The sequence below is a fragment of the Pseudoalteromonas sp. Ld19 genome (genome assembly GCF_045064135.1).
Classification (GTDB): Bacteria; Pseudomonadota; Gammaproteobacteria; order Enterobacterales; family Alteromonadaceae; genus Pseudoalteromonas; species Pseudoalteromonas aliena.
On record NZ_JBISHA010000008.1, the window covers coordinates 57790 to 77948 of the forward strand.

Sequence of the window (20159 nt, forward strand, 5' to 3'; positions counted from 1 at the left end):
TTGTTATAAAACTTCAACGGTGGAGTATCCACCTGGTTTTTTACTTACATATACTTGCGTGGCTACGCGTTCACTCATTTCGCTAACGTGCGAAATAACGCCTACTTTTCTACCCTGTGCTTGCAAAGAATCCAAAGCGTCCATTGCAATGCTTAGGGTTTCGCTGTCTAACGTACCAAACCCTTCGTCAATAAACAAAGAATTGATTTGTACTTTGTTTGACGAAAGCGATGCTAAACCAAGTGCAAGCGCTAGCGATACTAAAAACGATTCACCGCCTGAGAGTGTATTAACAGAGCGTTGCTCGTCGGCCATGTCGCGGTCGATAATAGCAATGTCTAGCGATTGCGCAATAGCAGTAAGCTCGTAGCGTTTGTTGAGTGTTTTTAAATGGCTGTTGGCATAGTGCAGTAATATTTTTAACGTTTGTGTTTGCGCTAAGTTACGCATGGTTTTACCCGTTGCATCACCCAATACTTTATTAAGCAAATGCCACTGCTCAACCTGCGATTTAAGCGTAGCTAACACAGCTTGTTTGCCTTCAAGCGCTTTCGCATTTTGGTTATGTTGTTCAATAGCGGTATTAGTTGTTAGTAGTGAATTTTGCAGCTGCGTTTGTTGCTCGTTTAAGCTATTTAATTGCGTATTTAAAGCCTCTGCGTCTTGCGTTGGCTTATCACTATTGTTGTGTTTATCAAGAGTAAGTTGCTGCTGTTTTAATGCGGCATTCACATCTGTTAGCGCCTGAGTTAACTGCTCGTGTTGAGTTAAATGCGCTTTAATAGTATCACTACTAAGCGTTAGTAAAATTTTGACCTGTTCGTGCGTTGCATTGCTGTATTGCGCTTTAAAGTCAGTAAACCACTCGTTATAACGTTCTTCAAGCGTTGCTAGCTCTTGGCTGTTTTCAAGTAAGCGTTGCTCTACATTTTTAAGCGTTATAGCGTGCTCATCTCTTTGTTTTATAGCGTCGTCATAGGCTTTTTGACTCGCTTGAACTTGCGTTTGGCTTTGCTCTTGCTCACTTATAATTTTTGCTTGGTAGTCGTCTGCGCTTATTGGCTGGTTATTAAATAAAGCTAAGCGCTCACTTTGCGTAGCGTTTAATAGCGCTTTAGCTTTTGCGAGTTCTTCATTAAGCGTTTTTAACGACAGTTCGCTTTTACTTATAAGTGGGGTGAGCTGCTTTATTTGCTCATTAGCTGTGTGTTGATGTTTTTGGCTTTGCTCAAGTTGCATTTGAGTTTGCTGATACTGCGTAACCAGCTCGTGCAACTGGATAAGCTCAAGCGTATTGGCCTGTAGTTGTTGCCAAAAATCACAGTTTTCAAATTGAATATTGAGCGTTGTACCCAGCTCGTTAATTTGCGCACTTAGCTCGCTATGTTTACTCGTTATTTGGTTTTGCTGGTGTGTAAGTTCAAGGTGTTTATTACTCAGTTGCTGCTGAGCCTGCTGCTCTGCTTTAAATGCTGCTTGTAACTCATTTACTTTAGTTTGAAGAGTACGTTGGCGTTTTTGTTGCTCAAAGTACTGCGCTTTCTGATTGTTTAATTGCTTATAAGTCACTTCAAGCTGATCAGGCGTTAAGTCGTTAAGCTCACTACGTGCGCCTTGCATGGTATTTTTAATGTCGAGCTGTTTAGCTTTTGCCGTTTGTATTACTTGATCAAGTTGTCCGTGCTCTGCGGTTAATACTGCATGTTGAGTTTGATGCTTATGCAGCTCACTTTGTGCATGCTCAAATTGCTTTTTAGCAGTATTAAAAGCATTTTCAAAATCAGCAATTAAGTTACTTAATTGCTGATTTTGATTTACCGCATACGGGTGCTCAGTTGCGCCGCACACTAAACAAGGCTCATTAGGACGAAGTTCAGTACGTAAATGCTCTACGTTTTCGCTGGCTCTTAAACGCGCTTGGTTAAGTGCGTACTCGTTGCCTTTAAGCGCTTGCTCGCTGGTTATTAAATGCTGATTAAGTAAAACATGGGCTTGCTGGCTTTCATTTAACTGCTGATTGAGCACTTGTTGGCGTTGAGTGCTTTGTTTTAGTTCTGCGTTAAATTGCCCGTAACGCTCTCGCTGCTCTTTTAGGTAATCAATATTTTTTAGCTGCGCGTCGCAGTGCTCTGCATTAAATTCATTAAGCTGATTATTTAATACCTGCAAAGCAGACTGCTCACTGGTGAGCACCGCCTCGCACTGCTGCACTTTATTATTTTGCGTATTTAAACGATCACTCTGATTTGCAAGCTCATTATTAAGAGTTTGGTTTTGCGCAGCGTTTGCGGTTAATTGCTGCTGTGCATTTAAGTAGGTATTAAAGCTTTGCTGATAGTAGCTCCAGTCTTTTGCTAAAACGTGCAGCTGTGCATGCTCATTAAGCCATTGCTGGCTTTTAGTTGAGTCGAGATTGGCAATTTCTAGCTCGTTATTGCTTTGCTTAAGCTGTTGTTTGAGATCATCAAACTGAGATTGCTCTTTAGTTATTTGTGACTCAGTGCCTTTTACCGTTTGGGTTTGCAAAGCAATGTTGCTGTCGAGCTCTCTCGCTTTAACTATAACGGGCGCTGCATTTTGTTTTTGCTCATTGGCGTTATTAAGCAGCTCGGTATGCTTAACAAGTGCTGTATTACGCTCGTTAATGACCGCTAAATGATCAACACTTTTAAGCGATGAAATTTGCTGATTTAACGTTGTGTTTTGATCAGTTAATTGAGTAAAGCGGCTGCGGTTATCTTTTATTTCAAGCGCTTGTTTAGCTTGTTTTGCCTGCTCGCTTTGTGAGGTAATACTTTCAAGCGCTGAGCTTGCTTGTTGCTGGGTTTGCTGTGCTTGTAGTAGATTTTGTTCAAGCACTGTAGCTTGTTGATACCAGTTAAGTGCTTTTTCGGTTTTGGTTAGCTCTTTTTTAGTGTGTTCGGTTTGCGCTTTTAAATCGGTTAACTTGGTTTGTTGTAGCTCAAGTTCTTCAGGTGTTAACAAGGTATAGCTTTGAAGGCCTGCTTTAAGCGCTTCAAGCTTTGCTACTTGCTCTTTATGGCGTTCAAAAATACGCACGCCAATATGGCTAAATTTATCGGTGCCTGTTAAGCACTCTAAAAGTTGCGCTCGCTCATCGCCAGTGGCTTTTAAAAATGCAGCAAACTCATGTTGTGCTAAAAGTACGGCACGGGAGAACTGCTCAAAGTTAAGCCCTATTTTACTCTCTACTTCTTTTATTGTGTGACTTTTGTCAGCTATAAGGGTTTCGTCTGGCAAAGTTACTAAGGTGTGCTCTGCTACTTTAAGTTTGCCTGTTACCTTTTTATGAGTGCGTGAAATTGTATAGCGCGCGCGATAAAGCTGTTTATCTTGGCCTAAAAAGTCAACTTCGGCGTAGCCTTCCCAGGTACCTCTGCGCAGTAAATTACGCGCGTCATTGAGCTTTATGCTGTCGCCGTTAAACTCAATTAAATTACCTTTATCGCCACGTAAACGTGCTGTTTTAGTATAAAGCGCTAAACAAATGGTATCTAAAAAGGTACTTTTACCTGCACCGGTATCGCCTGTTATCGCAAACAAGCCTGCATCTTTTAATGGGGCTTTAGTAAAGTCTATTTCAGCGTCAACAATGGAGGCTAAATTATGAATACGAACTGCGGTTATTTTCATAGTTGCTCTTGCTCCGTAAGCTCGTTGATCACGTCACTTAAAAGTGCTTTTAGTTCATCGGGAACACTTTGCCCTGCCATGTCTTTATCGTTTGCAAATGCTTGTTCTAATAAATTAAGTGGATTGAGCATTTCAACTTCGCTTAAATCTTCAAATACGGTGTCATCTTCATTATTAGCGGATTGCTCACGTACGCGTTCAATACCACAAAATTTAATATGCTTGCCTTCAAGTGCTTGTTCTATTTGTTCTCTGAAGGTGGTGTCGGTATCGCTTGATTTAAGCTTTACCCGCAAATAAGGCGCTATTGTATTTTGTGTCGTGTCGAGCACTTTAATTTGCTCGCATAGTTCGCTTAATGGTACACACTCCCCTTCTGGTAAAATAATTACATCGGCAGAGCGCGGAATGTAAAGGGGGTTTACAGTCGTACTAATATGTTGTTTTTCATCAGTTATAAACTCAATAATATTTACTTGGTGCGTGTAATTACGCTCTGAAAACGACATAGGTATTGGTGTGCCGCTGTAACGAATAACATCACTTTTAGCGACTTGTTGCGCTTTGTGTAAATGGCCAAGGGCGATGTAGTTGGCCTGTTTACCAAATATATTGGCTGAAATGGACTCTTCACCACCAATTACTAAATTACGCTCAGAATCACTAGAAATATCCCCGCCTTTTGCATGTAAGTGCCCCATAACTATTAATGGTGAGTGTTGCTCATTTATATGAGCAGCATGCTCTAGGGCAAGTTCGTAAGCTTTTGCAACGCCTTGTGCATAGCTAGGGCCGTTTTGAGTTTGGCTAATTGAACTTACATCGCTTGCGCGCAAAAAGGGCATAGCAACGATTACAGCATGTTTACCATTGGTATTTATGGTAATAACTGCTTCATTGGGTGTTGCGACATCAAAGCGCCCTACTACATGTGTATCAAATTGTGCTAGTAATGGCTGAGCTGCCAAAATACGATTTGCAGAGTCGTGGTTACCGGCAATAATAATTATGTGTAATGCTGGGCACTGTTTTTTTGCGTCTTTAATAAATTGGTATAATTGGTTCTCGGCATTAGCACTGGGTGTTGCTGTATGATAAATGTCGCCAGCAACTAAAAGTAAGTCTATTTGTTGTTCAACAAGAGTGGCTAATAACCATGTAAAAAAGGCTTGGTGTTCAACACGGCGGTCGTGTTCATAAAATTGTTGGCCAAGGTGCCAATCTGAGGTGTGGAGGACTTTCATGCTGCGCTCTTAAAAAACCAATAAGAGCGCCAATATACCCAAGGCATTTAAAGATGCAAGCCTAGGGTAACCTTTAACTTAGGTTAAACTGTACCAAGCGGTAAAAATAATCGGTAATGTTAAAAATGCGACCAGTAATGGAATTTTCAATGTTCTGGTTTGTTTTGTTTGCAATGCTTTTAACGCATTAGTTTCGTTACAAGCCGCTACTTTATCAATGTAGAAATAACCAGAATCAAGATACTCTTTGCAATTGTTCTCATTTGCTGGAATTGCAATTAGTTCTTGTTGTTTTTTTAGGATATAAAAATCCATGAGTCCACCGCATTTATTGCTACTAATCTATATTTATTTGAGGATAAATGTGACGAATTTATTTGCCTCAAATAAAAGGGTGGGCGATTTTAAATACAAACAGCATTAAAGATCAATAAAAATATTAACTATTTTTAATTTATCGTATAAATAGCCAATATTATTGAGAGTACAGCAATATTTACGCCAACAATAACACGTTTCTTATTGCTTTTTTGTATGGATGGGAACCTTTTTAGTGCATCTTGTTTATTGCATGCAGATACCACATTTACAAATTTGTAGTTGTTAGCTTGGTAACTTTCAAGGATTAACCTTTGTGCAGGAATTGCTTCGAGTTGCTGCTCTTTTTTACAATATAAAACTTCATAGCAATCTCCGCTATTTAAAAATACATACTCACTGTAACGAATAGGAATGAATTAGGCCTGAACTTTTAAGTTGAGGTATTTCTCCTTTTTTTGATTCCACTGAATGTGTTTTGTAAACCCCCTTTACAGTTTTTTCTGTGTATTTTAGGTATATTGATAACGATAAAAAAATGATGTGAAAAAATAGTGAATATCAACGTATAAAAGCAGCACTTTATCGCTAATTTATTGAAGCCAAGCTGTTATTTTGTCAAAGTACCATTACTAAAATCTATTAGGACTAACAATGAAAAAAACAGTTCTTACGCTAAGCGCTTTTGTGTTGCCATTGGCAATGTCGAGTGCTGTTATAGCGTCTTCAGTTGAACAAACAAAAGGTTCTTACGTTGATAAATTTCGTCAATTAGATGAAGCCCTTCCAACACCCAATGTTTATCGTAGTGCCGCAGGCGAACCTGGGGAAAAATACTGGCAACAGCGCGTTAATTACGATATTGATGTAAAGCTAGATGAAAAAAAGCGCCGTATTACTGGTAGCCAAAGCATTGAATATAAAAATAACTCTCCGCATACACTCAAATATTTATGGTTACAGCTAGATCAAAATATTTTCAAAAGCGATTCTATTGCCGAGACAACTAAAACGTTTAAAAGTACGTTAAAAAGCTTGCCAGCCCAAAAGCCAGCGAAGTTAAGTTTAGGTGACTTACGCCGTCAGCAATTTATGAGCGACAACGAGCTTGGTTATACAATTAATGGTGTTAAAGATGAAGACGGTAAAGAACTTCGTGTAACTGTAGTTGATACTTTAATGCGCATTGATTTAAATGAGCCATTAAAACCGGGTAAAGAAGTCGAATTTAGCATGAACTTTGCCTTCAATATTGTAGAAGAAGATGCTGTAGGTGCGCGCTCTGGTTATGAGCACTTTGAAGAAGATGGCAACGACATATTCTTAATTGCGCAGTGGTTTCCTCGTTTAGCGGCCTACACTGATTACGAAGCATGGACAAACAAACCATTTTTAGGATCTGGTGAGTTTACACTTGAGTTTGGTGATTACGACGTTGAGATCACTGTTCCTGCGGATCATATTGTATCGGCAACAGGTAAGCTTGATAACGCGAGCAAAGTACTAACAAGTACTCAGCGTAAACGTTTAAAAGAAGCTGAAACATCAAAACGCCCTGTGTTTATTGTTAACGCAGAAGAAGCGTTAGAAAACGAAAAAGAAGGCACTGACAAAACTAAAACGTGGCACTTTAAAGCGCAAAACGTACGTGACTTTGCTTGGGCGTCGTCTCGTAAATTTATGTGGGATGCAAAAGGCTATCAACAAGGTGGTGATGTTCAACCATTAGTAATGGCTATGTCGTTTTTTCCTAAAGAAGGTGGCGATTTATGGGAAAAATACTCAACTGAATCTGTAGTGCACACTATGGAAGTGTACTCTAAGTACTCTTTTGATTATCCGTATCCAACAGCACAGTCGGTAAACGGTCCTGTTGGTGGTATGGAATACCCAATGATCACGTTTAATGGTCCGCGTACTAAGTTACAAGATGATGGCACACGAACTTACTCTCAATCAGAAAAACGCTTTTTAATTGGCGTAGTAATTCATGAAGTTGGCCATATTTACTTTCCAATGATTGTGAACTCAGATGAGCGCCAATGGACGTGGATGGATGAAGGTTTAAACAGCTTTTTAGATGGCGTTGCTGGTCGTGAATGGGATCCTACTATTCCTTGGGGCGTAGAGCCTCGCGATATAGTGAGCTACATGAAGTCTGAAAACCAAGTCCCTGTTATGACTCAGTCAGACAGTGTATTACGTTTAGGTCCTAATGCTTATACAAAACCAGCAGCAGCGCTAAATATTCTACGTGAAGTTATTTTAGGCCGTGATTTATTTGACTTTGCATTTAAAGAATATGCGCAGCGTTGGAAATACAAGCGCCCTACTCCTGCTGACTTTTTCCGTACAATGGAAGAAGCCTCAGGTGTTGATTTAGATTGGTTTTGGCGTGGCTGGTTTTACACCACAGACCATGTCGATATTTCTTTAGATAAAGTGTATCAGCTGCGTTTAGATACTAAAAATCCTGATATTGATTACAGTCGTCTACGCGATATTGAAGCTGATAAGCCAACGTCATTATTTGTTGAGCGTAACCGTGCAGAAGGTAAAAAAACGTGGGTTGAGCAAAACTCTGACGTGACCGATTTTTACGACGAGAACGACCGCTTTACAGTAACTAACAAAGAACGTAATGCGTACAATAAGTTTTTAAAAGGCTTAGAGCCGTGGGAGCGTAAAACGCTTGAACGTGCATTAGAAGAAGATAAAAACTACTACGTTATGGAGTTTTCAAACCTAGGTGGTTTGGTAATGCCTATTCTACTTGAGCTAACATATGAAGATGGCACTAAAGAAGAGCGTTATATTCCGGCTGAAATTTGGCGTCGTAATTACAAAAACGTTCAAAAGCTGATTGTTACCGATAAAAACAAACCACTTGTTTCAGTGACCGTTGACCCAGGTTGGGAAACAGCTGACGTAGACGTTGAAAATAATAACTACCCTCGTCGTATTATTCCTTCACGTATTGAAGTGTTTAAAAAGAAAAAAAGCAAAGCTAAAGTAAGTCGCGATATCATGCAAGATATTAAAACTGAGCTTAAAAGTGATGATAAAAAAGACCAAAAGGATGACGGTGAGGAGCAACAATAATGCGCTTTTTGCTTATTATTGTTTGCCTTTTAGTTGCTGCGCCAAGCATGGCGCATCAATTGAAATCGTCAATTACAACCGTGCTTTTTAATAAACGAACGCATAATGTTGAGCTAATGCATCGCTTTTACTTACACGATACCGAACATGCTGTAGGCACATTGTTTAATGGCAAAATCGATATTATTAGTAATAAAGTAGATCAGCAACGTTTTGCTAAGTATGTTGAATCGCACATTGCGCTACAAACGTTAAGTGGTGAACCTTTGCCACTTAGCTTTGTAGGGGCACAAGTTGACGGTAAGTTTTTTTGGGTTTATCAAGAAGCACCTATTCCAAAAGGGATTGAAGGAATTAAAATGAGTAATGGTGCACTGCGTGATCTGTGGCCTGCTCAAGTAAATATGGTTAATATTGAGGGCAAAGGGAAAATTAAAACCTTAAACTTTGCGCAAGATGATACTTGGCTTGAAGCACGCTTCGAGAAAAATTAGCTAATATTTCTTTTTACGCGCACTGTAATTAATGTGCGCGTACTTCCCTCTATTATTTTAGATACCCTCATAATTGATCTGTACTATGTAAAGTTACGTAAAATTTCTGAAGTTATATTGTATATTTACTTTATTTTACGCAATCTATTAGCAGATTTATTATCCAGAGTTCAGGTTACTTAGCATCATTTATCCAAAATATTGAGTATAAGCAGTAGATCATTTATGTTTAAAGTACGTTTAACTAATTATTACCACATTCAAGGAATGATATGATGACTCAGGTAGAGGCTATTAACGGTGTTATTTTTGATTTAGACGGTACGTTAGTATCATCAGAGTTAGATTTTTCACTTATAAAAGCACAAATAGGCTGCCCTTGTGAGCAAGACCTGCTCGACTTTATAGCGCAACTCCCTTCGGCTTATATGCGCGAGGAAGCCATGAACATTGTGCATCAGCACGAGTTACTCGATGCCCAGCACGCGACTATATTGCCTGGCGTCAGTGAAGCTATTGCACAATTAGACGCAAAAAAAATTCCGATGGCCATAGTAACGCGTAATTTTGACAAGGCTGCTGCAATTAAATTACAAAATAATCCACTGCCAATCAGCACGGTTTTAACCAGAAGTGATGCACCAGCAAAGCCCGATCCAAGTGCATTGAATGCCATTGCAACACTTTGGGATATTAGCCCTGCAAATATACTTTATGTAGGCGATTACTTGTATGACATACAAGCCGCGCACAACGCTAATATGCGTGCATGTTTATATGCTCCAGATATAGCACCTGCTTATGCCGATCAAGCCGATTACATATTGCATAATTTTTATGAGTTGGTAGGGCTAGTAGAAAGTTATTCCAAAAAAGTAGCGTTATGTTAAATAGCGTATTGTTTTTTTATTCTTAAGTTTAGTCTTTAGTTATACAAATTTTATTAATTGATTTTTGCCCATGGTGGAGCTAGCCCAATACGTTTCGAATTGGTAAAATACCGCAAAACGTAACGTATTCATTAGGGGCACAAAATGGGCAGAGCATTTGTAGTTCGTCAAAGTTCTATGATCAAAACAGCTAATGCGAAAACGAAAATAAACTCAAAGTATGGTAAAGAGATTTATGTAGCAGCAAAAAATGGCGAACCCGATCCGGAAGTAAATCAAACCTTGCGCCGCCTAATCGAAAAAGCTAAAAAAGATCAAGTTCCAGCGCACGTTATTGAAAAAGCAATTGAGAAAGCAGCCGGTGGGGCAGGGGAAGACTATTCTGTTGCGAGATATGAAGGCTATGGACCTGGCAATTGCATGGTTATTGTTGATTGTTTGACTGACAACCCAAATCGTACCATTAAAGATGTACGCTTACCATTTACAAAAACTGACTCAAAAATTGGTACACCCGGTTGTGTCGCGCATATGTTTGATCATTATGCAGTACTTGGCTTTGCAGGGGATGACGACGAAGTAGTACTCGACGCGTTAATGATGGCTGATGTTGATGTAAGTGATGTTGAAGCCGAGGACGGTAAAATATCGGTATTTGCGCCGCCAACAGAATACTTTAAAGCTAAAACAGCCCTTGAAGGTGCCTTTGAAGGTATTAACTTTGAAGTAGACGAAATTACGTTTATTCCTCAAGTTAATATTGAGATTGAAGACGAAGACGTTATTGCTAATTTTGATAAATTTATAAATATGCTTGAAGATTGTGACGATGTGCAAAATATTTATCATAATGCCATTGTAAAAAATTAGATTTAATTAGCTAAAAGCTTTTAAAAGCGTGTTTTGTGTATACAAAACACGCTTTTTTACGTTTGAATAAATGTTAGATATTCATGCTCGTTATGTTTATTTGAATATATCTTTTTAAAATGTCATAAAAGTGCTGTTATTTTAATTTCAGGCGATAAAAAACCAGCTTAAAAGCTGGTTTAGTACTTAATTTGAACTTTGGTTACGCAGTTAAAGCGTGTTCGTTTTTAGTGCTTTATATTTTATGCGGTAGCTATGCAGTAGTGGCTCTGTGTATCCGCTTGGTTGTGTTACACCTTCTAAAACGAGGGCAACTGCCGCCTGATACGCGATGCTGTTGGTAAGGGCTTCTTCGTTTGTTGCCATTGGTGTGTATGCGCTGTCGTGCTCATTTTGACTATCAACCACTTTAGCCATCTTAGCCATGGTTGACTTTATTTGCGACTCTGAACATACACCATGAAGTAACCAATTGGCCATATGTTGGCTTGAAATACGCAGGGTTGCTCTGTCTTCCATTAATCCAATATGGTTAATGTCGGGCACTTTTGAGCAGCCTACACCTTGGTTAATCCAGCGCACAACGTAACCTAAAATACCTTGTGCATTGTTTTCAAGCTCACTTTGAATATCTTCTTTTGAAAGCGTACTCGCATCGACCATCAATGGCGGTGTAAGTAGGTCGCTAAGGCTTGCAATAGCGCGTTTAGCAATACTTTGCTGCTCAGTAAAAACGTTTACATCATGATAATGCATTGCATGCAGAGTAGCTGCAGTAGGGGAGGGCACCCATGCCGTATTAGCGCCTGATTTAGGATGCGCTGATTTTTGCTCCATCATTAATGCCATTTTATCTGGCATTGGCCACATGCCTTTACCTATTTGTGCTTTATGACTTAAACCACAGGCAAGGCCAATATCGACATTGCGATCCTCATAAGCTTGTATCCACGGTTGCTGCTTAATCTGTGCTTTTGGAAGTACAACGCCTGCTTGCATTGAGGTATGAATTTCGTCACCTGTTCTGTCTAAAAATCCAGTATTTATAAATACAACACGCTCTTTAGCTGCATGAATACAGGCTTTTAAGTTGACAGATGTGCGGCGCTCTTCATCCATAATCCCCACTTTAAGCGTGTTTTTAGGTAAGCTTAAGGCTTCTTCTACATGGCTAAATAAAGTGTTTGTGAACGCGACTTCTTCGGGGCCATGCATTTTTGGTTTTACTATATTAATACTTTGTGCACTGGTGTTTTTAATGCCGGTTTTTTTATTTATGTCATGCAGAGCAGCAGTTGCTGTAAACATGGCATCCATAATGCCTTCAAATACGGGTTGGCCGTGTAAATCAGTAATCGCAGGGTTTGTCATAAGATGGCCAACATTTCGTACAAACATCATGCTGCGACCTTTTAACGTAACAATGCCACCATCGAGTGCGGTGTATGTTCTATCATTTTGCAGTGTTCGTTCTATGGTTTTATCACCTTTTTTGAAAGATTCAACTAAATTACCTTGCATCAAACCAAGCCAGTTTTTATAAACTTGTACTTTATCCTCTGCATCTACGGCGGCGACTGAATCTTCACAATCCATAATGGTTGTAAGGGCGGCTTCTAACACAACATCTTTTAAGCCCGCTTTATCTGCTTGGCCAATAATATGATGATGATCTATGTGAAGCTCTATATGTAAGTCATTGTTTTTTAATAAAACCACGGTTGGGTTTTGCGCTTCACCTTGATAGCCAATAAGCTGAGATGGATTGGCTAGCGTAGTTTGAGAGCTGTCGCGTAAAGTGATTGAAAGCGCACCATTGGTGACTGAATAGTTAGTGCTTTCTATATGCGAGCCATTGGTAAGTGGCAATGCTTTATCTAAAAATTGGCGGGCATAGGCCATTACTTTAAAGCCACGCACAGGATTGTAAGTATTGCCTTTCTCTGCACCATCGTCTTCACTTAGCACATCTGTGCCGTATAAAGCGTCGTATAGCGAGCCCCAACGTGCGTTAGCGGCATTAAGTGCAAAACGTGCGTTGCTAACAGGCACAACCAACTGCGGGCCTGCTGTAAGCGCTATCTCGGGTTCTACATTTTGAGTTTCTATTTCAAAGTTTGCAGGCTCTTTTACTAAGTAGCCAATATCTTGCAAAAAGGTATGGTATTTAGCACTATTCCACGTTTTATTCGTTAAATGATAGTCGTTTATTTTCTGTTGAAGTAGCTCTCGCTTTTCAAGCAGCGTCTTATTTATAGGGGTAAGTGTTTGAACTATATCTGCAAAGTTCTGCCAAAATTGCTGTTCATTTAGATGAGTACCAGGTAATAGTTGGTTTTTTACAAAATCAGCGAGTTGAGTATCTACGCTGAGGCCTGAGTGTGTGAGAGTGTGGGTCATAATAGCCTTCCTTAAACGGTCGCAGTGTGCGTTAAGACAACAATAACTCAAAAAAGCTACGTTGAGTGCTTTTTGCTCATTCATTAAATTTATAGCCGTAATAACAACTATAAATTTACTAAATCTAAAAAATGAGCCTAATGTTGATTTAAGCGCTACGGAGCATGAGCTTGGTAGCCACTCTCATAACACTAAATATTACATACCCGTTCGAAGGACTTTATTATGACAACATATCAACGCGAAACAGATACACTTTCTACTCTTTGCCAATCTCAAGGCAGTGCATGGCATGCAGTTAACCCTGAATATGCAAGTCGTATGCGTTTGCAAAACCGTTTTCGTACAGGAATTGAAATTGCACAATACACAGCAGACGTAATGCGTGAAGATATGGCAGCATACGATGCAGATACAAGCCAGTACACACAATCTTTAGGGTGTTGGCACGGTTTTACTGCACAGCAAATGATGATGGCAATTAAGCGCCACCAAAAAACGACAAAACGCAGTTATGTCTACTTAAGCGGCTGGATGGTTGCCGCACTTCGCTCTGCATTTGGCCCGCTACCAGATCAAAGCATGCACGAAAAAACATCGGTACCTGCACTAATTGAAGAAATTTACACATTTTTAAAACAAGCCGATGCACGTGAACTAGACCACTTATTTAACGATTTAGACGACGCAAAAGCAAACGGCGGTGATGTGCAAGCTGTTATTGATAAAATAGACAACTTTGAAACTCATGTTGTGCCTATTATTGCTGACATTGATGCAGGTTTTGGTAACGAAGAAGCCACTTATTTACTGGCTAAAAAAATGATTGAAGCTGGCGCATGTGCCATTCAAATAGAAAACCAAGTATCTGACGCCAAACAATGTGGTCACCAAGCGGGTAAAGTGACTGTACCGCATGAGGATTTCTTAGCAAAAATTAATGCGGTACGATACGCCTTTTTAGAACTCGGTATTGATAACGGTATTATTGTGGCTCGTACCGATTCATTGGGTGCCAGCCTTACGCAAAAGGTACCTGTATCGAAAAAACCTGGTGATTTAGCAAGCCAATACAATGCATTTTTAGAAACCACGCCAATTAACGGTGTTGATGACTTAAATGAAGGCGACACGGCAATGAAAATTAATGGCCAGTTATGTAAACCAACTCGTTTAGATAACGGCTTATTCCAATTCCGCGAAGGCACTGAAAAAGACCGTGTTGTACTAGATTGTATTACTAGCTTGCAGTCTGGCGCTGATTTACTGTGGATTGAAACAGAAAAACCGCATGTTAAACAAATTGCAGAGTTGGTAAATCGCGTTAAAGAGCAGGTGCCAAATGCAAAACTGGTATACAACAATTCACCTTCGTTTAACTGGACGCTTAAGTTTCGTGAGCAAGTTTATCAAGAGTGGGCTGATGAAGGTCGCGATCTTAGTGCTTATCCAAGCATTGGCGATAATAAAGCCCTTATGGCACCAGAAATGGATGCAACAGAACTTGCACAAGCAGCTGATTTATTAGTGCAAAACTTCCAGCGTGATGGCGCACGTGAAGCCGGTATTTTCCATCACTTAATTACTCTGCCTACCTACCATACAGCGGCGCTAAGCACTGATATTTTATCAGAAGGTTACTTTGGCGATATGGGGATGTTGGCTTATGTACGTGATGTTCAGCGTCAAGAAATCCGTCGTGAGCAAGCATCTGTTAAGCACCAAGATTTAGCGGGCTCTAATATGGGCGATACGCACAAAGAATACTTCTCTGGTGATAACGCGCTAAAAGCCGGTGGTGAAGATAACACCATGAACCAGTTTTAATTCCTAACTAGATAGTGTTACTCAAGGGCCTTAAGGCCCTTTTTTATTGTTTTAAATAAAGTTAGAACATTGAAGCATAATTACAGATCAGACTTTAACTAGCCAAATCATGTTGGATCACTATTTAACTACCTAAGTGAATGTACGGATCAGAGTTTAACTAACCTCTCATAAAACGGCATTTTTTAAGTGATTTTGCTGTAAATATCTTTTACAGCGACCTAAAAATGTTGATAAGTGACTGATTTTTGCTTTAATCGGCAAACTTAGCGAATTCACAAACCGATTTTTTACTAACTTCTCGTTGCTATAAAACAAAATTTTACTAACTGAGAGGTTATAAACAGTGACCCAAACCGGTTTTTTACCAACTCAAGTAATAAAAAATGCTATAAACCGAAATTTTACTAACTGAATTATTAACTAAGTCCGATATTTAATTGTCATAGAAGTGTAAAGGGGGTTTACAGTTTGAATACTACCGCAGTAAATACAAAAGCCACTTGTTTGAAGTGACTTTTATTTAAGCTATAAATTTATTATCCAGAGTTTATTTAGTGTGTTTATCAAACCACCATTGAATATAAGCAACCTTAGTCATTAAATTAGATGGGCGAGCTGTAATACCATGTGATGCATTAGGAATTCGCACCATTGCGGTATCAACGCCTTGTAGTTTTAGTGCTTGATAAAACTGTTCAGTTTCTGAAATTGGTGTCCGGTAGTCAGATTCACCAGTGAGCAACATAGTAGGAGTTTTCACACTACCAACATAGCTAATCGGTGAGCGCTTCATATAATGCTCAATGTGATCCCATGGTTTTCCTGGAAACCAGTAATCAGCAAAAAACGGGTAAAAATCGGCAGTTAGTACAAAGCTGATCCAATTAATAACAGGCTTAGCAACTACAGCTGCAGCAAAGCGATCGGTATGACCTACAATCCATGCAGTTAATACACCGCCGCCAGAGCCACCGGTTACAAACAATTTAGACTCGTCAATAAAGCCTTTCGCTATTACTGCATCAACGCCAGTCATTAAGTCATCAAAATCATTACTTGGGTAATTATGATGAATGGTTTGTGCAAATTCTTTTCCGTATGAATTACTACCACGTGGGTTCATATATAAAACGACATTTCCTTTTGCTGCAAAAAGTTGAATCTCGGTGCTAAAGTGTGGACCGTAATTAGCAACTGGGCCGCCGTGAATTTCTAGTATTAGTGGGTATTTTTTGCTGCTATCAAACTCTGGCGGGTAGGCAATCCATCCCTGAATCGGGAGTTCATCGTGGCTCGATTTAATCCATATTTCTTCAACCTTGGCAAGTTGCTTATTGCCTAGTGCATCTTTATTAAGAGTTGTTAAGCGCTGCGCATTACCACGTTTAATTGTTGCTATATCTGAAGGGCGCTGGGTGTCAGCAAGGGTAAAGGCGACTTCACCGTCTTCGCTCACATCAAAGTCGCCGCCAGAATAAGGGCGGCCAAAGGCAACGCTGCCAATTTGCTCTGTAATTATTTTACGTTTACCGTTGCGTGGTTGATAGGCAAGCGCCGTTTGACCCTTATCGTCGTAACTAAAGTAAAGACCTTTTGAATTTGCACTCCATTTTACTTGACCTACGCTGCGATCAAAATCAGGCGTTATACTTGTCGTGTTAGCTGTTTTTAAATCGCGAATATAAAGCTGAGTGTTTTCGTAGTTAGTGCGTTTATCATCGTAACCTGTGTACGCTAAGTAACGACCATCAGGAGATACTTTAGGCTGTTCGTCAGGGCCATTGCGGTCGGTAATTGCGGTTATATTTTGTGAGGCTAAATCAAGTTGATAAATTTCACTGTTCGTGGGTTTTAGCTGGTAGTTTTCATGTCTATTTGCAGAAAAATAAAGCGACTTGCCGTCTTTACTAAAACTTACATCACCGGCGTTATTAAATTCATCATGGGTGAGTTGTTTAGCGTTACCGCCGTTAGCGTCTATGGTAAATAGCTGATTAAAACCCTTTTGTGTATAACCGCCACCGTCTGAACGATAATAAACATCATCAATAAACTTGGCGGGCTCTGCCCACGTTGCTCCTTTTGGTTTGCCTGGTAAGCTTACTGGCGCAGAAGTAGCGCTTGGAACAAACATGCTAAATATTAATTGGTTAGAATTAGGGCTCCAAGTGATTGCACGTGGGCTGTTGGTTAAGTTGCTAATTTTTGCCATAGCACCTGTTTTAAGCCATTTAATATATATTTGGCTGCTACCATCGCGGGTTGATATAAACGCAAGCCTTTCACCATCAGGTGACAGTACTGGCGAATAATCCATATGAATGCCAGAAGTTAATGGCTGCATTTGTTTTGTTTTATAATCAACGGACCAAATATTACCTACTTTACGATCTGTTTTTATGTCCATGCGATTACGTACAAAGTAAACAGTTTTACCATCTTCGGTTATGTCTATTTGATTGGCGTACTCTAAATTGAATACATCTTGTAATTGTAGTGTGTTTGTTTCAGCGTAGGCTAAGTTGCTACAGCCTAAAACGAGGCTAAGTGTTAAAAGTTTTTTCATTTTTATCCCTGTTGTGATTTTACTTTTGTTAATACAGTTATATGTTAGGTAAACAAGGATTAATAGAAGGGTGCGATGAAACTCTAAATTTTATCTGTGAGTTAAAGCTGTAAAGGGGGTTTACAGCTTATAATTTAAGGTTGTGTGAAAAGCCTAATTGGCTGAGTTACAAAGCGCTTTAATCTCTTTTATAAGTGCGATGCCATCGGCATTATCGCCATGTACACATAAGCTATGTGCATTAAGCATTAATTTTTTTCCTGTTCGTGTTGTCACGCTACCATCGGATAAAAGTTGAGTAACTTGTTCTAATAAAGCTATTTTGTTGTGAACGCTTCCTTGCAGTTTTCGTGAAACTAGCTGCCCGTCATCGTTATATTGCCTGTCGGCAAATGCTTCGAGTATTAGCTCAACGCCTAAGTCTTTAGCTATTTGAGTATGCTTATGGGTATTTTCAGTGGCTAAAATCATTAATTTTAAATTGCTAGGGTAATTAGCAATAGCACTTATAACGGTTTGTAATATTTCCTCGTTATTCATCATATCGTTATAAAGCGCGCCATGTGGTTTTACGTAGCTAAGAGTTAAACCTTGTATTTTTGCCATGCCTTCAAGGGCCGCAATTTGGTAGTGTAGGCAATTTGTAAGCTCTTTTTCGCTAAGCACCATTGAACGTCTACCAAAGCCCTGCAAATCTGGGTAGCTTGGGTGAGCGCCAATTTGTACATTATGCTGTTTGGAAAGCGCCAGCGTGTTTGCCATTACATCGGCATCGCCGGCATGAAAACCACAGGCAATGTTAGCCATATCAATATGTGGCATTACGTCATCATCAAGGCCCATTTTCCATGCACCAAAACTTTCTCCTAAATCACAGTTAAGTTTCATATTAGTGCGCTTCTTGCGGTTTTATCGTGACAGGTAATACGCCGTTAGCAGGCGATTTCCCTAATAGTACTTTCGCAAGCGCTGTAAAAGCAGGGCCCGCTACCATATCGTCTTTATCTACATCAATATTGTATGCATATGATGCGAGCACAGCATTGGCATAATCGCCAAATTCGGCAATATCGTAAGGCGCTCTGAGGCTTATAAATACAGTGTTTTTATGTTTAGTTTTAGCAAAGTTGAGTAATGATTTAAGGGCTTTTGGTTGCTCTGCATTATTAAGTGCAAAATTAGGATCGTCTTTTAAATCGTCCATACCGCCAATTTCTACCGCACTTTGATTGGGCGTGGCATTACCAGCAATGATCACGTCGGCAGTAGTAATATCTGCATGTGCTTGTTGTGGATTAAATCCTTGGAGACTACTACAGGTATAGTTGAGCTTTTTATCACTTATAGCTTCAATCGCTTGCTGCATTGCCATGCATTTACGTGTGTCAGGCATAATAATATGCACATGCTGACCCGATTTAAGATTAAGCGGTAAAGTGTTTTGTTTATTTTTAACTTGCGTTATTGCCTCTACAGCAAGCTGCGCTTCTATGTCACGATGTGCTGCACTGCCAATTGTTTGCTTTGCATTTATGAGTGCGTTGATAGGGTCAAAATGAGTACTTAACTCAAATTTGTTTTTAAGTAAAACGATACGCTGAGCCGATTGTGATATTTCCTGCTCATTTAGTTGTTTTGCTTTGACTGCGTCAACAAGCCTTTTAATCAATTCATCTAATTTTATAAAATCGTCTGGTGTTCTAATTTCAATAGGCATCAGAGCTATATCAACACCTGCTAAAAATGTATTGATCACCGCTTGAGTGGGTGTGAAAAAGTGGCTAATACCTGCCATATCAAGTGCATCCGTTATTACAACACCCTGATAATTAAGCTCGCCTCGTAAAATATCAGTAATGATTTTACGTGACATAGTCGCGGGCTTTATCATCGTTTTACCATCAACACTTACAAACGTGGTGCTATCAAGGGCTGGGTATTGAATATGCGCCGTCATTATCATACCAGGGTTTTGTTTGGCGATAATGTGTTTAAACGGTGCTAAATCTTGCTCATAAATAATCTCTTTAGAATGGTTTACTTTGGGTAAACCTGTATGGCTATCTACGTTTGTATCGCCGTGCCCAGGGAAGTGTTTTAACGAGGTGATAACACCGTTGTTTTCAAAGCCTGCAACCTGCGCAGCGCCAAGTTCAGCTACTATTGCAGGGTTCTCTCCGAATGAACGTACGTTTATAACGGGGTTGTCAGGGTTCATGTTTACATCAACAGTCGGGCCGTAATTTACGTTTATACCTAAAGTACTCAGCTCTTTAGCAATGACAGTGGCTGTTTTAGTCGCAAAGCTTACTCCGTGTTTTTTATATGTAGCACCAATCGACATATTACCTGTAAATGAGGTGGCGACATCACGTGGTAGTCTAGCGACACGTCCGCCTTCTTGATCTATTGATATGAATAACGGCAGTTTACTACTGGATTGGCTTGCTGCAGCTTGTAATTGGTTATTAAGGGTAATTATTTGTTCAATTGATTGGGTATTTTCAGAAAATAAAATAACACCACCAATATTATGCTTTGTAATTGCCTGTGCAAGCTCGTTTGGTAATTGAGTTAAAGGTGTTCTGCATTGTTTACTGCTGCCTTGCTCACAAAAATAGCGAAGATCAACCATAAGTTTTTGGCCAAGTTGTTGCTCAAGAGAAAGTACAGGTTTAGCAAAGGAAGATTGTAATGGCATTAAGCACCCAGATAAAAAAACGATAGACGATACAACATACTTATTTAGCAAAACTGACTCCAAGGCTAAATAAAATAGATAAGTATATGC

12 protein-coding genes are annotated in these 20159 nt (G+C 39.6%); 5 read left to right on the forward strand and 7 right to left on the reverse strand.

The genetic code is table 11. From position 1 onward, the window contains the following. Positions 1–3: 3 nt before the first annotated feature. The 3 genes from ACJJVZ_RS00345 to ACJJVZ_RS00355 all read right to left on the reverse strand — a co-directional run bounded on the left by ACJJVZ_RS00345 (position 4) and on the right by ACJJVZ_RS00355 (position 5213). Positions 4–3654, reverse strand: a complete 3651-nt coding sequence (locus ACJJVZ_RS00345; protein ID WP_405597122.1) for an AAA family ATPase — start codon at positions 3652–3654, stop codon at positions 4–6. Then, positions 3651–4898 carry an exonuclease SbcCD subunit D C-terminal domain-containing protein gene (locus tag ACJJVZ_RS00350; RefSeq protein ID WP_405597124.1) on the reverse strand — a complete coding sequence of 416 codons (1248 nt, stop codon included), beginning with the start codon at positions 4896–4898 and terminating at the stop codon, positions 3651–3653. Before ACJJVZ_RS00350 ends, ACJJVZ_RS00345 begins: the two co-directional genes overlap by 4 nt. A gap of 78 nt (positions 4899–4976) precedes the next feature. Beyond that, positions 4977–5213, reverse strand: coding sequence for a hypothetical protein (locus ACJJVZ_RS00355; protein ID WP_405597126.1), 237 nt, complete (start codon positions 5211–5213; stop codon positions 4977–4979). A gap of 657 nt (positions 5214–5870) precedes the next feature. On the opposite strand from ACJJVZ_RS00355, the gene ACJJVZ_RS00360 reads away from it, so the two are divergent. The 4 genes from ACJJVZ_RS00360 to ACJJVZ_RS00375 all read left to right on the forward strand — a co-directional run bounded on the left by ACJJVZ_RS00360 (position 5871) and on the right by ACJJVZ_RS00375 (position 10572). Then, the gene (locus tag ACJJVZ_RS00360) at positions 5871–8318 is read left to right on the forward strand and encodes a M1 family metallopeptidase (protein WP_405597128.1); all 2448 of its coding nucleotides are present in this window, start codon (positions 5871–5873) and stop codon (positions 8316–8318) included. Then, positions 8318–8812, forward strand: a complete 495-nt coding sequence (locus ACJJVZ_RS00365) for a DUF6702 family protein (RefSeq protein ID WP_405597131.1) — start codon at positions 8318–8320, stop codon at positions 8810–8812. Before ACJJVZ_RS00360 ends, ACJJVZ_RS00365 begins: the two co-directional genes overlap by 1 nt. A 272-nt stretch (positions 8813–9084) precedes the next feature. Beyond that, positions 9085–9702 (forward strand): HAD family hydrolase, encoded by a 618-nt coding sequence (locus ACJJVZ_RS00370; protein WP_193156793.1) that lies wholly within the window; start codon positions 9085–9087, stop codon positions 9700–9702. Between the two features lie 144 nt (positions 9703–9846). Next, positions 9847–10572 (forward strand): YebC/PmpR family DNA-binding transcriptional regulator, encoded by a 726-nt coding sequence (locus tag ACJJVZ_RS00375; protein ID WP_077535404.1) that lies wholly within the window; start codon positions 9847–9849, stop codon positions 10570–10572. A 210-nt stretch (positions 10573–10782) separates the two neighbouring features. On the opposite strand, the gene ACJJVZ_RS00380 is transcribed toward ACJJVZ_RS00375, so the two are convergent. Next, positions 10783–12972, reverse strand: coding sequence for a malate synthase G (locus ACJJVZ_RS00380; RefSeq protein ID WP_405597135.1), 2190 nt, complete (start codon positions 12970–12972; stop codon positions 10783–10785). A 225-nt stretch (positions 12973–13197) separates the two neighbouring features. Between ACJJVZ_RS00380 and ACJJVZ_RS00385 the strand changes: the two genes are divergently transcribed. After that, positions 13198–14799 (forward strand): isocitrate lyase, encoded by a 1602-nt coding sequence (locus ACJJVZ_RS00385; RefSeq protein WP_405597138.1) that lies wholly within the window; start codon positions 13198–13200, stop codon positions 14797–14799. 550 nt (positions 14800–15349) lie between these two features. Here ACJJVZ_RS00385 and ACJJVZ_RS00390 read toward each other — a convergent pair. From ACJJVZ_RS00390 to ACJJVZ_RS00400, 3 genes are all read right to left on the reverse strand, one after another. Further along, the gene (locus ACJJVZ_RS00390) at positions 15350–17368 is read right to left on the reverse strand and encodes a S9 family peptidase (protein ID WP_405597140.1); all 2019 of its coding nucleotides are present in this window, start codon (positions 17366–17368) and stop codon (positions 15350–15352) included. A gap of 153 nt (positions 17369–17521) precedes the next feature. Then, complete coding sequence (locus ACJJVZ_RS00395) at positions 17522–18256, reverse strand: 5-oxoprolinase subunit PxpA (RefSeq protein ID WP_193156797.1); 735 nt, start codon at positions 18254–18256, stop codon at positions 17522–17524. A gap of 1 nt (position 18257) precedes the next feature. Continuing rightward, a complete protein-coding gene (locus ACJJVZ_RS00400; protein WP_405597142.1) occupies positions 18258–20069 on the reverse strand; it encodes a glycoside hydrolase family 3 N-terminal domain-containing protein in 1812 nt (603 codons plus the stop codon). Positions 20070–20159: the final 90 nt, after the last annotated feature.